This window comes from Mesorhizobium sp. B2-5-7 (assembly GCF_006440875.1).
GTDB classification, from domain to species: domain Bacteria; phylum Pseudomonadota; class Alphaproteobacteria; order Rhizobiales; family Rhizobiaceae; genus Mesorhizobium; species Mesorhizobium australicum.
In genome coordinates this window covers 766534-780343 of record NZ_VFUO01000002.1, presented here as the reverse complement: position 1 = coordinate 780343, position 13810 = coordinate 766534, and the positions used below count along the sequence as shown (strand labels likewise).

At 62.8% G+C, this 13810-nt stretch carries 11 protein-coding genes; 2 read left to right on the top strand and 9 right to left on the bottom strand.

What is annotated here, in order from left to right; all coding sequences use genetic code 11:
* Positions 1–383: 383 nt before the first annotated feature.
* Positions 384–3341, top strand: coding sequence for a DNA polymerase I (gene polA, locus FJ543_RS11250; RefSeq protein WP_181173957.1), 2958 nt, complete (start codon positions 384–386; stop codon positions 3339–3341).
* A gap of 16 nt (positions 3342–3357) precedes the next feature.
* Here polA and FJ543_RS11245 read toward each other — a convergent pair whose 3' ends face one another.
* From FJ543_RS11245 to FJ543_RS11210, 8 genes are all read right to left on the bottom strand, one after another.
* The gene (locus FJ543_RS11245; RefSeq protein ID WP_015315682.1) at positions 3358–3762 is read right to left on the bottom strand and encodes a Fur family transcriptional regulator; all 405 of its coding nucleotides are present in this window, start codon (positions 3760–3762) and stop codon (positions 3358–3360) included.
* A gap of 306 nt (positions 3763–4068) precedes the next feature.
* Positions 4069–5115 carry an L-glyceraldehyde 3-phosphate reductase gene (mgrA, locus tag FJ543_RS11240; RefSeq protein ID WP_140875552.1) on the bottom strand — a complete coding sequence of 349 codons (1047 nt, stop codon included), beginning with the start codon at positions 5113–5115 and terminating at the stop codon, positions 4069–4071.
* 134 nt (positions 5116–5249) lie between these two features.
* Positions 5250–6407 (bottom strand): Gfo/Idh/MocA family oxidoreductase, encoded by a 1158-nt coding sequence (locus FJ543_RS11235; protein ID WP_140875082.1) that lies wholly within the window; start codon positions 6405–6407, stop codon positions 5250–5252.
* An 11-nt stretch (positions 6408–6418) separates the two neighbouring features.
* Positions 6419–7165 carry a sugar phosphate isomerase/epimerase gene (locus tag FJ543_RS11230; protein ID WP_015315679.1) on the bottom strand — a complete coding sequence of 249 codons (747 nt, stop codon included), beginning with the start codon at positions 7163–7165 and terminating at the stop codon, positions 6419–6421.
* A 55-nt stretch (positions 7166–7220) separates the two neighbouring features.
* Positions 7221–8324, bottom strand: a complete 1104-nt coding sequence (locus FJ543_RS11225) for an ABC transporter ATP-binding protein (RefSeq protein WP_041163319.1) — start codon at positions 8322–8324, stop codon at positions 7221–7223.
* Positions 8324–9259 (bottom strand): carbohydrate ABC transporter permease, encoded by a 936-nt coding sequence (locus FJ543_RS11220; RefSeq protein WP_140713180.1) that lies wholly within the window; start codon positions 9257–9259, stop codon positions 8324–8326. Before FJ543_RS11220 ends, FJ543_RS11225 begins: the two co-directional genes overlap by 1 nt.
* Positions 9252–10145: a sugar ABC transporter permease gene (locus tag FJ543_RS11215; protein ID WP_015315676.1), complete on the bottom strand. Its 894-nt coding sequence runs from the start codon at positions 10143–10145 to the stop codon at positions 9252–9254. The genes FJ543_RS11220 and FJ543_RS11215 overlap by 8 nt, the downstream gene beginning before the upstream one ends.
* A gap of 97 nt (positions 10146–10242) precedes the next feature.
* Positions 10243–11481 (bottom strand): ABC transporter substrate-binding protein, encoded by a 1239-nt coding sequence (locus FJ543_RS11210; RefSeq protein WP_140875080.1) that lies wholly within the window; start codon positions 11479–11481, stop codon positions 10243–10245.
* 400 nt (positions 11482–11881) lie between these two features.
* On the opposite strand from FJ543_RS11210, the gene FJ543_RS11205 reads away from it, so the two are divergent.
* Positions 11882–12931 (top strand): LacI family transcriptional regulator, encoded by a 1050-nt coding sequence (locus tag FJ543_RS11205; RefSeq protein WP_140875078.1) that lies wholly within the window; start codon positions 11882–11884, stop codon positions 12929–12931.
* On the opposite strand, the gene FJ543_RS11200 is transcribed toward FJ543_RS11205, so the two are convergent.
* A complete protein-coding gene (locus tag FJ543_RS11200) occupies positions 12913–13785 on the bottom strand; it encodes an NAD(P)H-dependent oxidoreductase (RefSeq protein ID WP_140875077.1) in 873 nt (290 codons plus the stop codon). The genes FJ543_RS11205 and FJ543_RS11200 overlap by 19 nt on opposite strands.
* Positions 13786–13810: the final 25 nt, after the last annotated feature.

The following is a 13810-nucleotide window of genomic DNA, read 5'->3' as shown; positions in this document are numbered from 1 at the left end:
CGGCGAAACGAAAAGCCCGGGACGATTGGACCACGACCCGGATGGCCGCCGCGGGCAAAAAAATGCCGCCGTGGTGGAGGGGGAACCACGGCGGCCTTTTACTCGAAACGATGCGGCAGCCCGGAGAGGGGGGATAGGCTGCCGCAATTGTCCGGTATAGGCGGGGGACGGGCCTTGCTCCGGACTTCGGCGAAAACTGCCGATGACGTGTATTTGGGTCTGTGAACGTGGCGATTCAAGGGCGTCAACGTTACACTTTTGTAACGTGCCCGTGAGCGGGCCTGTATGCCTTTGATCCGTCAGGGTCGCGATCTGTCAGGGTGTTGTATCTGGCGCTGTCTTTGGCATGGACCAAGCCATCGCGCCGCGCTATCCCTGCCCGCATGAAAAAAGGCGATCATCTCTTTCTCATCGACGGCTCCGGCTACATCTTCCGCGCCTATCACGCGCTGCCGCCGCTGACCCGCAAGTCGGACGGCCTGCCGGTCGGTGCCGTTTCCGGCTTCTGCAACATGCTGTGGAAGCTGATGCAGGATGCGCGCAACACCGATGTGGGCATTGTGCCGACGCATTTCGCCGTCATCTTCGACTATTCCTCGAAAACCTTCCGAAACGACCTTTATCCCGAATACAAGGCCAACCGTTCGGCTCCGCCCGAGGATCTGATCCCGCAGTTCGGCCTGATCCGCCAGGCTACCAGGGCGTTCAACCTGCCCTGCGTCGAGATGGAAGGCTTCGAGGCCGACGATCTCATCGCCACCTATTGCCGGCTGGCCTGCGAGGCCGGCGGCGACACCACCATCATCTCCTCCGACAAGGACTTGATGCAGCTGGTTGGCGAAACCGTCGGCATGTACGACCCGATGAAGGACCGGCAGATCGGCATCCCCGAAGTCGTCGAGAAATGGGGCGTGCCGCCGGAAAAGATGATTGACCTGCAGGCGCTGACGGGCGACTCCGTCGACAATGTGCCTGGCGTGCCCGGCATTGGGCCAAAGACCGCGGCGCAACTGCTCGAGCAGTTCGGCGACCTCGACGGATTGCTCGCCCGCGCCGGCGAGATCAAGCAGGAGAAAAGGCGGGAATCGATCATCGCCAACGCCGACAAGGCGCGCATCTCGCGCCAGCTGGTGACGCTGAAGAACGATGTGCCGGTGGCAGAAGGATTGGACGATTTCGTCCTGCATGCCCCCGACGGACCGAAGCTGATCGGCTTCCTCAAGACCATGGAATTCACCTCGCTGACCCGTCGTGTGGCGGAAGCGACCGGCACCGAGGCCGGCGACGTCCAGGCTGTCGCGGTGCCCGTCGAACGCGCCGATAACGCCCATGGCCCCGATGTCGGCGCCGGAACACCGCCCGTTGCCCGGAACGGGACGGGCTCCGAGCCTGGCCAGGCTGCTGAAATCGAGACGACGGAGACGCCAAAACAAGGTGACACCCCATCCCTCCTGGCCGCATTGCGGCTGGAGAGAGCGGCGACCGCCAAGATCGATACCGCGGCCTATCAGTGCATCCGCGATATCGCGACGCTGAAAGCCTGGGTCGCGGAGGCGCGGGAGGCCGGTATCGCTGCCTTCGACGTCAGGGCCACCTCGACCGATCCGATGCAGGCCGAACTGATCGGCTTGGCCATGGCCACAGCGCCTGGCCGCGCCGGCTATATTCCCTTCGCCCATAAGAGCGGCAATGGCGACCTGCTTGGCGGCGGCACGCTCGAAAACCAGGTTCCGCTTCGCGAGGCTCTGGCGGTCCTCAAACCCCTGTTCGAGGACAGGTCGGTGCTGAAGATCGCGCAGAACCTGAAATATGATCTGGTCATCCTGAGCCGCTACGGCATCGATGTCGCGCCGTTCGACGACACCATGCTGATCTCCTACGTGCTCGACGCCGGCACGCCGCATGGCCACGGCATGGATGCCCTTGCCGACAAATGGCTTGGCCATAAACCTCTTCAACTCAAGGACGTGACCGGTTCCGGCAAGAACTCTGTCGGTTTTGACCAGGTCGATATCGACAGGGCGACCGCTCACGCCGCCGAGGATGCCGACGTGACGTTGCGGCTGTGGCGGGTGCTGAAGCCCCGGCTTGCCGCCAAGGGCCTGGTCTCGGTCTATGAACGCCTGGAGCGGCCACTGGTGCCGGTGCTGGCGCGCATGGAACAGCGCGGCATTTCGGTCGATCGGCAGATCCTGTCGCGGCTGTCGGGGGAACTGGCGCAAGGTGCGGCCCGGCTCGAGGAGGAAATCTACCTGCTCATCGGCGAGCGCATCAACATCGGCTCACCCAAGCAGCTCGGCGACATATTGTTCGGCCGCATGGGCCTGCCCGGCGGCTCCAAGACCAAGACCGGCCAGTGGTCGACCTCGGCGCAGCTGCTCGAAGACCTTGCCGCGGAAGGGCACGAACTGCCGCGTAAGATCGTCGATTGGCGCCAGCTGACCAAGCTGAAATCGACCTACACCGACGCCCTGCCCGGCTTCGTCAATCCCGACACGAAACGCGTCCACACCTCCTACGCGCTCGCCGCGACGACGACGGGCCGTCTGTCGTCTTCCGACCCGAACCTGCAGAACATTCCGGTGCGCACGGCTGAAGGCCGCAAGATCCGGACCGCCTTCATCACCGACAAGAGCCTCCGGCTGGTGTCAGCCGACTACAGCCAGATCGAACTGCGCGTGCTCGCCCATGTCGCTGAAATCCCGCAATTGCGGCAGGCCTTTGCGGATGGCGCCGACATCCACGCCATCACAGCGTCTGAAATGTTCAACGTGCCCGTGGAGGGTATGCCGTCGGAAGTGCGCCGCCGCGCCAAGGCGATCAATTTCGGCATCATCTATGGCATCTCGGCCTTCGGTCTCGCCAACCAGCTGTCGATCCCGCGCGAGGAGGCGAGCGCCTACATCAAGAAATACTTCGAGCGCTTTCCCGGCATCCGCGATTATATCGAGGAGACCAAGGCCTATGCCCGCGAGCACGGCTTCGTCGAAACGATCTTCGGCCGCCGCATCCACTATCCCGACATCAGGTCCTCGAACCCGTCGCTGCGCGCGTTCAACGAGCGCGCCTCGATCAACGCCCGCCTGCAAGGCACCGCCGCCGACATCATCCGCCGCGCCATGATCCGCATGGAGGAAGCCTTGGACAAGGCCAAGCTGTCGGCCCGCATGCTCCTGCAGGTGCATGACGAACTGATCTTCGAAACGGTCGAGGCGGAAGTCGAGGCGACGATCCCCGTCGTGCGCCATGTCATGGAAAACGCGGCGATGCCGGCGGTCTCGATGTCGGTGCCGCTGCATGTCGACGCGCGGGCCGCCAACAACTGGGACGAGGCACACTGACGCGCTAGCGAGGCCCTCAGGCCGCTTGCGCCAAACATTTCGCGCAGGTCCCGCGAAATTCGATCACCGCCTTCTTGGCGGCGAAGCCGGTCGAGTTGACCCATTCGTTCAGCCGGTGGTCGACGTCGTGATCAGACATTTCGGTCACCTGCCCGCAAGTATCGCATATGGCGAAGGCGGTCATCGAGTGGCTATGGTCGTGCGGCTCGGCGCAGGCGACGAAGGAATTAATGCTTTCCAGCCGGTGCACGAAACCTGATTTCACCAGCGTGTCGAGCGCGCGATAGACCTGCAATGGGGCGCGAAAACCGCGCTCGCGAAGCTGATCGAGCAAGGTGTAGGCGCTGAGCGGCCCGCTGGCGATCTCGAGTTTCTCGAGCACGCACAACTGGTTTTTCGTCAGCACATCCCTTGCCGCCATGGTCCTGTTCCACTTGTCCTGCACTGTTGGCGGGCTGTCTGCGCATGCAAACGGCCCGATCCCATTCAGATAGCGACGAACCGCCCTCTTTGCTACTCTTCTGTTGTTGTCCCGGGCCAATCGATGACGCGCGGGCACATTGGCAGAAATCTCGACGAGGGTAGCCAAGGGTGTGCCCGGCACCGTTGGCCTGCCGACCCACGCGGCGATCAACGCCGCCTCAGGGAGGCCGGCCACGCCCTGACCTGACTTCATCCGCGAAGGCCGGCGCCAGCAATTCCGCCAGCCTTTATTAGCCGGCTTCAGCTATTTCCTCGGCGGGCCTTTGCGCTCGGCGGAAGCAGCCCACAGGTTGATGTCGGACTCGCGCGCGTATGTATCGATTTCGGCAAGTTCGGAGTCGCTGAAGTCGAGCACCTTCAGCGCGCCGACGCAATCCTCGACCTGCTCGGGCCGGCTGGCGCCGATCAGCGCCGAAGTAACCCGGCCCCTGCGCAGCACCCAGGCCAAGGCCATCTGGGCCAGTGTCTGGCCGCGCTTGCCGGCGATCGCGTTGAGCGCCTTGATGTTGGCAATGGTGCGGTCGTTGATGAAAGCTGTCTTGAGCGACTTGCCTTGGGAGGCCCGGCTGCCATCGGGAATGCCGCCGAGATATTTGTCGGTCAGCATGCCTTGCGCCAGCGGCGAGAACACGATGGAGCCGACGCCGAGCCCCTCGAGCGTGTCGAGCAGTCCGTCCTCCTCGACCCAGCGGTTCAGCATCGAATAGCTCGGCTGATGGATGACGCAGGGCGTACCGAGTTGCCTCAATATGTCGGCGGCCTCGCGGGTGCGCTGCGAATTGTAGGACGAGATGCCGGCGTAGAGCGCCTTGCCCGAACGCACCGCATGGTCGAGCGCGCCCATGGTTTCTTCGAGCGGCGTATCGGGATCGAAGCGGTGCGAATAGAAGATGTCGACATAGTCGAGGCCCATCCGCTTCAGGCTCTGGTCGAGGCTGGCCAGCATGTATTTGCGCCCGCCCCATTCGCCGTAGGGGCCGGCCCACATTTCGTAGCCGGCCTTGGTCGAGATGATCAGTTCGTCGCGATAGGCGGCAAAATCAGTACGCAGTATCTCGCCGAAAGCCGTCTCGGCCGAGCCGGGCGGCGGCCCATAATTGTTAGCGAGGTCGAAATGGGTGATGCCAAGATCGAAGGCCTTTCGCACGATCGCCTGCTTGGTCCGATGCGGCGTGTCGTCGCCGAAATTGTGCCACAGCCCGAGCGAGATCGCCGGCAGCTTGAGGCCGGACCGACCGCAGCGGTTGTAGATCATTTTCTCGTAGCGGTTTTCAGCGGCGATATAGGGCATGGGGAAATCCTCGAATTTGAACGGACAGGGCACCGTCATCGCAGAGGCGATGAGCATGCCCGTACCCCATCCTTTACCCCCTCCCCGGAGGAACGGGGAGAGGGGTAAGGCAAAATTATCGATAATCCATGCGACTACGTCTTCTTGGCCAGCAGCTCCTTGGCCTGCTTGACGCCAAGCGCGGCCGGACGCTCGCAAGTGGTCTGCATGGCGACGAACTTGCCGGTTTCGCCGGAGCGCAGGAGGCCGGTCATGACATCGACGGCATGCAGCGCGAGCTCCATTGAACAGCGGTGCGGTCGCCCTTCGGCGATCGCCAGCGCCATGTCGGCCAGGCCCGCCGTGCGGTAATTGGCCATCATGCCCTGGCCATGCATCTCATTGGGAACGCCAAGCGGATGCTTCCATTTCGGCAGCTTCTTGACCGGCTTGCCTTCTTCGGTGAAGCGCACGTCGCCGCCGAAGAAGTTCGGATCCGGCACGAACACCGTCCCGGCCTCGCCATAGAGTTCCATCGGCGCGTGGCCGTGAGCCCACACATCCCAGCTGGTGTTCAGCGTCACCACGGCGCCGTTCTCGAATTCCAGCAGGCCATGGATGGTGGTCGGCGTGTTGACCGGGATTTTTTCGCCTGCGCGCGGCTTTGAACTGATGGTCCGTTCCTTGGCGGGGGTCGTCGCCAAGGCCGCCACCTGCCTCACCGGCCCGATCAGCTGGATGAGATTGGTGATGTAGTACGGTCCGATGTCGAGCACTGGTCCCGCGCCGGGCTGGAAGAAGAAGTCGGGATTGGGGTGCCAATGCTCCATACCGTGGCCCATGACGTGGCAGGTGCCGCTGGTGATCTTGCCAAGCTTCCCCTCGTCGATCAGTTCGCGCACCAGCTGGTGCGCGCCGCCGAGGAACGTGTCCGGCGCCGAGCCGATGCGCAGCCCCCTCTTCTGCGCCCGCGCCTTGAGGTCCTGGCCCTCCTTGAGCGACAGCACGAACGGCTTTTCGGAATAGACATGCTTGCCGGCATCGAGCACCTGCTTCGACACCTCGTAATGCACGGCCGGAATGGTGAGGTTGACGATGATGTCGATATCGTCGGCCTTGAGCAGATCCTCGACGGTCTCGGCGCGCAGCTTGAATTCCTTCGCCCGCGCCCTGGCCGCGTCCATGTTGATGTCGGCGCAGGCGCGCATCTCGATGCCGCGAAACAACGGCGCCAGCGAAAAATACGCCTTCGAGATGTTGCCGCAGCCGATGACGCCAACACCCAATTTCCCAGTACCCAGCTTCTTTGCCATGGTGGTTGTTCCTAGTAGCTCTTGACGGTTGCGATCGAGCGGCGGGCGAAGCGCTCGATGTCGTTGGGATTGTCCTGTTCCATGACAAAGTATTTCGCCGCGCTCTTGGCCCGCAGCACCTTGATCAGGCCGGCCCAATCGATCGTGCCGTGGCCGACATCCGACCAGCCATCCTCATCCAGCCCCTCGCCCGCCTTCGCCATGTCCTTGACATGGACGGCGACGATGCGCTGGCCCTGCTTTTCGATCCAGGGCAGCGGGTCGGAGCCGCCGCGCACTACCCAGGCGACGTCCATTTCCCAGCCTATATTGGGCGCGGACGACAGGATATGGTCCTGCGGCACCGAGCCGTCGGCGAGTGTCTTGAACTCGAAATCATGGTTGTGCCAGGCGAAGCCATAGCCGGCCTTCGACGCGACCTCGCCGACCTTGGCCAGGCGCTCGCCAAAGGCGCGCCAGCCGGCGGCGTCGGATGGCCTGTCCTCGGCCATCAGATAGGGACAGATCAAAAGCTTGACGCCGAGCGTTTCGGCGATCCGGCGCACACCGTCGAAATCATTCTCCAGCGCATCGATGGAAAAATGCCCGGTCGGCATGGCAAGGCCGTTCTTGTCGAGCTCGGCGCGGAAGGCCTTGGGATCGTCATAGACGCCGCCGAACCCTTCGACCTCGGCATAGCCGAGCTTGCCGAGCATTTCGAGCACATCGGTCCAGGGCAAGAAATTGCGGGCGCTGTAAAGTTGGAATGACCAGTTCATCGTCTCTGTCCGTTCTGCTTGGGGATTGTCCTTGGGAGGATGGTTTTCTTGGGAGCTACATGCGGTTGCCGGATGGAGTATCGAACAGCGAGGCGCGGGCAGGATCAAAGCCGATCCTGATCGGGTCGCCATTGCGCAGCGTTTTTTCCGCCTCGACACGGAAGGAAAAAATGCGGCCGCCGAGCTTCGTCCACACCAGCGTATCGGAGCCCATCGGCTCGACGATCTCGACGGCGGCATCGGTGGCGAAGGGCATGGAATTCGCGGCCTCGCCAAAGGCAACGTGCTCGGGGCGAATCCCGAACACGCAAGGCCCGCTCTTGTTGCCGGCGCCATCGAAGCCATAGCGCTCGAGCGGGATGGCCAAATCCCCGGTCTTGAACACCGCCGTCGTGCCGGTCTCCAGCTGCCCCTCGACGAAATTCATCGCAGGCGAACCGAGGAAGCCGGCGACAAACCGGTTGACCGGGCGGTTGTAGATGGTCTGCGGCGCGTCGAGCTGCTGGATGACGCCGCCCTTCATCACCGCGATGCGGTCGGCCAGCGTCATTGCCTCGATCTGGTCGTGGGTGACATAGATCATCGTGTTCTGCAGCTTGCGGTGCAGAAGCTTGATCTCGACACGCAGCTCCGAACGCAGCTTGGCATCGAGATTGGACAGCGGTTCGTCGAACAGGAAGACGTCGACATCGCGCACCAGCGCCCGTCCGATCGCCACGCGCTGGCGCTGGCCGCCGGAAAGGGCCGCCGGCTTGCGCTGCAGCAACGGCTCGATCTGCAGGATCTCGGCGGCGCGCGCGATGCGCTTGGCGATCTCGTCCTTGGCGATGCCGGCGACACGCAGCCCGAAGGACAGGTTCTTCTCCACCGTCATTTGCGGATAGAGCGCATAGGACTGGAAGACCATGCCGATGCCGCGGTCCTTGGGCTCTTCCCAGGTGACGTTCTTGCCCTTGATGAAGATGCGGCCTTCCGAAATGTCGAGCAGGCCGGCGATGCAGTTGAGCAAGGTCGACTTGCCGCAGCCGGAGGGTCCGAGCAGCACGATGAACTCGCCTTCGGCGACATCGAGATTGAGCGTCTGCAGCACCGAGACCGCGCCGAAGTTCAGCGACAGGTCCTGGATCGAAACGCTGGTGCCGTTCGCCGCCATCGCCATCACCCTTTCACCGCGCCGGCGGCGATGCCGCGCACGAACAATTTGCCGGAAATGAAATAGACGATCAGCGGCACCAACCCGGTCAGGATGGTGGCGGCCATGTTGACGTTGTATTCCTTCACGCCTTGCACCGAGTTGACGATGTTGTTGAGCTGCACCGTCATGGGATAGGTGTCGGGACGGGTGTAGACGACGCCGAACAGGAAGTCGTTCCAGATGCCGGTCACCTGCAGGATGATGGCGACGACGAAGATCGGCAGTGACATCGGCAGCATGATGCGCAGGTAGATGCCCCAGAAGCCGGCGCCATCGACGCGCGCCGCCCGGAACAGTTCCTCCGGCATGGATGTGAAATAATTGCGGAACAGAAGCGTCAGGATCGGCATGCCGAAAATGGAATGCACGATCACCAGGCCGGTAAGGCTGCCATAGAGGCCGATCTCGCGCAGGATGATGACGATGGGATAGATCATCACCTGATAGGGAATGAAGGCGCCGACGATCAGGATGACGAAGAAGGTGTCGGCGCCCTTGAAGCGCCAGTTGGCCAGCGCGTAGCCGTTCACCGAGGCGATTGCGATCGACAGGATCACCGAGGGAACGGTGATGCGCACCGAATTCCAGAACCCGCGCGAGAGCCCGTCGCAATTGAGGCCGGTGCAGGCCTGCGACCACGCCTTGACCCAGGGCTCGAAGGTGATCTCGAGCGGCGGCGAGAAAATGTTGCCGAGGCGGATCTCCGGCATGCCCTTCAGCGAGGTGACGACCATCACATAGAGCGGCAGGAGATAGTAGAGCGCCACCACGATGAGCGTGCCGTACAGGAAAATGTTACGGCGCGAGAACATGTGCCGCGGCTTTGGTCCGCTCGGGCCGGAGGCGCCAGCCCGGAGGTTTGACGACGTGGCGGACAAGGAGACGGCATGATCAGACACGCTTGCGGCCTCCGAATTCGAGATAGGCCCACGGCACGATGACGATCATCACCGACAGCAGCATCATGGTCGAGGCGGCAAAGCCCTGGCCGAGATTCTGGGCGAAGAACATGTAGTCATAGACGTATTTGGCCGGCACTTCGGAGGCGATGCCCGGCCCGCCGCTGGTCTGCGCGACGACGAGGTCATAGACCTTGACGATGCCGGACGCGATGATCACCAGCGTGGTGATGAAAACCGGCCGCATCATCGGGATGATGATGAACAGATAAGTCTTCCACATGGGAATCCCGTCCACCCGTGCGGCCTTCCAGATGTCCTCGTCGATGCCGCGCAGGCCCGCCAGCATCAGGCACATGATCAGCCCCGTGCCTTGCCAAAGCGCCGCGATCGATATGCCGTAGATGACGATGCTGGAATTGTAGAGCGGATTGAAATCGAAGCTGGTCCAGCCAAGGCTTCGTACCACGCCCTGGACGCCGAAATCCGGATTGAGCAGCCATTGCCAGACAAGGCCGGTGACGATGAAGGAGAGCGCGAAGGGGTAGAGGAAGATGGTGCGGAACGTGTCCTCGAAACGGATCTTCTGGTCGAGCAGGGCCGCCAGCAGAAAACCGATCACCAGCGAGAACACCAGTGAGATCACACCGTAGATCAAGAGGTTCTCGATCGAAATCAGCCAGCGCGGCGTCGCCCACAGCCGGTAATATTGGTCGAGCCCGACGAAATTCAGCCGCGGCAGCAGCTTCGAATTGGTGAAGGAGTAGAGCACCGTCCACGCGGTGCCGCCGACAAAGACCACCATTGCGGTGAGGATCATCGGGATCGAAGCGACCTTCGCGTTGAGATTGCGGAAGAGTTGGCTCGGGCGTTCGCTCTTGCTCATCGGTACAGCCGTGCTGGATCGGATAAGGGCGGAAAGTCAGCACGCCTTGGCTCCCGGCCCTGCCTGGCAAGGTCGGGAGCGGACGGCTCGTCGGTCGTCAATCAGCCGAAGCGATGATGTCGGCGAAGCGCTTCTGCGCCTCTTCGAGGCTCATGTCGGGCTTGGCGAAGAACTCCGAGAACAGGTCCTCCTTCTGCTTCTGGCTGTCCTGCGAGAGCAGCTGGTCCGTCCATGGGATGACCGCGCCCTTGGCCAGGATAGCGAGGCCTTTCTTCATGCAATCGTTGGCCGCGTTGAGATCGACGTCGCCGCGCACCGGCAGCGAGCCCTTCTTGAGGTTGAAGGCGACCTGGGTCTTGGGATCGAGCAGCGTCTCGGCCAGCACCTCCTGCGCCTTGGCCTTGTCGGCGTCCTTGAGCAGCGGAAAATAGAAGGCGTCGCCCCCTGTAGCGATGACCTCGTTCAGGCCGAGGCCGGGAAGGCAGGTGTAATCCTTGCCGGCGGTCTTGCCGGCGACCTGGAACTCGCCCTGCGCCCAGTCGCCCATGATCTGGCCGCCGGCCTTACCGGTGATGACCATGTTGGTAGCCTGGTTCCAGTCCTGCACATTCGTGTTCTTGGCCATCTTGCGCGCATCGTCGGCCGCTTTGAACACCTTGGCGACTTCAGGACCGGCTGCGAACTTGGCGTCCTTGTCCTTGTAGACCTTGAGGAAGGTGTCGGTTCCGCCGACCGCGGCAAGCAGCACGTCGAAGGCGCCCGATGCCTGCCAGGCCTGCCCACCGACCGCGAGCGGCACGATGCCTGCCTTCTCCAGCGCCGGAGCGGCGGCCACATACTCGTTCCAGTTCTTCGGCACCGGCACGCCGGCCTTCTCGAACGCCGCGTTCGACAGCCACAGCCACTGCCAGGAATGGATGTTGACCGGCACGCAATAGATCTTGCCGTCGATGGTGCAAGAGTCGAGCAGGCTCTTGGGCCGTACCACTTCCGTCCACTTGCCCTTGGTGGCGACATCGGTGAGATCGCGCATCAGGCCAGCCTGAACCAGCTCTTCCGCTTGCCTGCCGTGATTGAACTGCGTGGCCCCCATCGGATCGCCGCCGGTGATGCGGCTGATCATGATCGGCCGCGCCGTGCCGCCGGATCCGGCGATGGCGCCGTCGACCCAGTGATTGCCGGTGGCGTCGAATGCCTTGGCGAGTTCGGCGACCGCCGCCGCCTCGCCGCCGGAGGTCCACCAATGGGTGACTTCCAGATCGGTCGCGGCCGCCGGCCCGGCAAAGTTGAAAGCAACCGTCGCGGCAAAGGCAGCGGTCAGGAATTTGTATCGCATTTCGGCTTCCTCCCAGAAATCTGAAACGTTACAGATTTTCGATACGGCAATTGAAGACGATACGCAACCCTTCCGGCAAGTGTCACTTTGACATTTTTCGAGCTGCGAACAAAATCATCTCGCTGCCGCGGCATTGTGCGACGCAATATGCAAAACTGCACCGCCCTCTAGGCAAAAGCAGCAAGAAACTTGCCAAGAGCACGCTTCCCTCTGAATCCCAACGCTTTTTCGCCTCGCGGTTGACGGCGTCTTTTTGCGTCCGCCCGCGCCCGTTTACACCGATCGTGACAAGCTGTAACGTTTCAGTATACTACTTCCACTGCAGGTGACGCGCCATGGGGAGCGGCCGCAACATTGCCGGGCTGCCCGGCGGCTGCTATGCGCCTGATGGGCGGGACGGATGAACAGACAGCGCACGGCCAAGGGTGACGAGGCGACGGCACAGGAGCGGCCGACGCTGAAGACGCTTGCCTTCATGACCGGGCTCGGCGTCACCACCGTCTCGCGGGCCTTGAAGGACGCGCCCGAGATCGGCGCCGAGACCAGGCGCCGAGTCCAGCTCGTTGCCAAGCAGATCGGCTATCGGCCGAACCGCGCCGGCGTGCGCCTCAGGACCGGCAAGACCAATGTCATCAGCCTCGTGCTCAACACCGAGCACGAACTCATGAGCTTTGTTTCCGACATCATCTATGGCGTCACGGAAGTCATCGCCGACACGCCCTACCACCTGATCGTCACGCCCTATTCGCGCTCGCAGGATCCGCTGGATCCGGTGCGCTATCTCGTGGAGACCGGCTCCGCCGACGGCGTCATCATTTCACGCACGCAGCCGAACGATCCCCGGGCCCGCTACATGCTGGAGCGCGGCATTCCCTTCGCGACCCACGGCCGCACCGATATGGGGCTCGTGCATCCCTATCATGATTTCGACAATTACGCCTTCGCGGCCGAGGCGGTGCGCCATCTCGCCGGCCTGGGCCGCCGCCGGCTCGCTTTGGTGACGCCGCCGGTGGGTTTGAGCTACTACCGCCACACGGTCGACGGCTTTGCCGATGCGCTGAGCGAAGTCGGCGCCAGCGAGGTGCCGTTCAACACCGTTTCGATCGACCATTCGATCGAACAGATCAGGACGAGGACCGCGCAGCTGATGCGGCGCGACATCAGGCCGGACGGCATCGTCAGCAGCGCCGCCGCCGCGACCCTCGCCATCGTCGCCGGCATCGAGGACGCCGGCCTGAAGCTCGGCCGCGACGTAGACGTGGTGTCGAAGCAGTCGTCGGAACTGCTGCATCTGTTCAGGCATGAATTGCTGGTCGTCAACGAAGACTTCCGCCTGGCCGGGTCCGAACTCGCCCGCTCGGTGCTCGGCTGGATCGGCGGCGCCGCGCCCGGCTCGCTGCAGAGCCTGAGCGAACCGAAGGGCGTCGTGGCCTATAGGCGCTCTGACTGAGCGTCTGCCCGGATCTGATCGGGCAAGTCCACATGCATCCCGTCAAACCAGGAACCGTTCTGGTCGGTAGCCCCGCGGTTCACATGAAGTCCGAAGCCGGTTGCTCCCGGATCGGCTAGTTCGGCACGAAGCCGCATGCTCGGGATCAGATAATCGCCACCATTCTGCCGCCGGTAGGGAATAGGCGCAGTGGTCGCCAGTGTCCGCATCCGTTCGCGCAGGCGCTCGGCGACAAGCTCGAAGCCAGCTGCATCGAGACGGTCCGCGCTGTAGATCACGAACGGCGGAAGCACGTCGTACCCCGGATAATAGAGGATTCCGTGATTGATCGGGAACAGCAGGTCGTCGATCGGTCCGTTGACGCCGCGCGGGGAATAATGATCCTCCCAACCGCCGGCTGTCACAATCAGCATCGCTCGCTTGCCCGCGAGTGTGCCCTCGCCGTACCGGTCACCCCATCGCTTGTCGCTATGTTCGCCGACGCCGTAGGCGAAGCCGTAGGCGAAGACCCGATCGACCCAGCCTTTCAAAATCGCCGGCATGGTGAACCACCACAGCGGAAACTGCAGGATCAGCGCGTCGGCCCAAAGCAGCTTCTCGATCTCGGTCTTGACGTCTGCGGTCAGAGCATTGGACTCGTATGCTTGTTTGGAGGCCCCCACCGGCACCAGCCGCGCGTCTGGCGAAAGCTCGGGGAAGTCAGCGCGGTCGACCTCCGATTTCCAACCGTCCGCATAGAGGTCGGACACCCGAACCTCGTGGCCTTGAGCCTTGAGTTCCTTGACGGCGACGTCACGCAGCGTGCCGTTGAGCGACCGTGGCTCGGGATGGGCAAAGACAAGTAGGACTTTCATGATTCGTCGATCCTCTGTTGGAAAC

Bases quoted from the DNA above. Each gene is read 5' to 3' on its own strand.
- polA (WP_181173957.1), top strand. From the start codon at position 384: ATGAAAAAAGGCGATCATCTCTTTCTCATCGACGGCTCCGGCTACATC.
- FJ543_RS11245 (WP_015315682.1), bottom strand. From the start codon at position 3,762: ATGGCGGCAAGGGATGTGCTGACGAAAAACCAGTTGTGCGTGCTCGAG.
- mgrA (WP_140875552.1), bottom strand. From the start codon at position 5,115: ATGCCCTATATCGCCGCTGAAAACCGCTACGAGAAAATGATCTACAAC.
- FJ543_RS11235 (WP_140875082.1), bottom strand. From the start codon at position 6,407: ATGGCAAAGAAGCTGGGTACTGGGAAATTGGGTGTTGGCGTCATCGGC.
- FJ543_RS11230 (WP_015315679.1), bottom strand. From the start codon at position 7,165: ATGAACTGGTCATTCCAACTTTACAGCGCCCGCAATTTCTTGCCCTGG.
- FJ543_RS11225 (WP_041163319.1), bottom strand. From the start codon at position 8,324: ATGGCGATGGCGGCGAACGGCACCAGCGTTTCGATCCAGGACCTGTCG.
- FJ543_RS11215 (WP_015315676.1), bottom strand. From the start codon at position 10,145: ATGAGCAAGAGCGAACGCCCGAGCCAACTCTTCCGCAATCTCAACGCG.
- FJ543_RS11210 (WP_140875080.1), bottom strand. From the start codon at position 11,481: ATGCGATACAAATTCCTGACCGCTGCCTTTGCCGCGACGGTTGCTTTC.
- FJ543_RS11205 (WP_140875078.1), top strand. From the start codon at position 11,882: ATGAACAGACAGCGCACGGCCAAGGGTGACGAGGCGACGGCACAGGAG.
- FJ543_RS11200 (WP_140875077.1), bottom strand. From the start codon at position 13,785: ATGAAAGTCCTACTTGTCTTTGCCCATCCCGAGCCACGGTCGCTCAAC.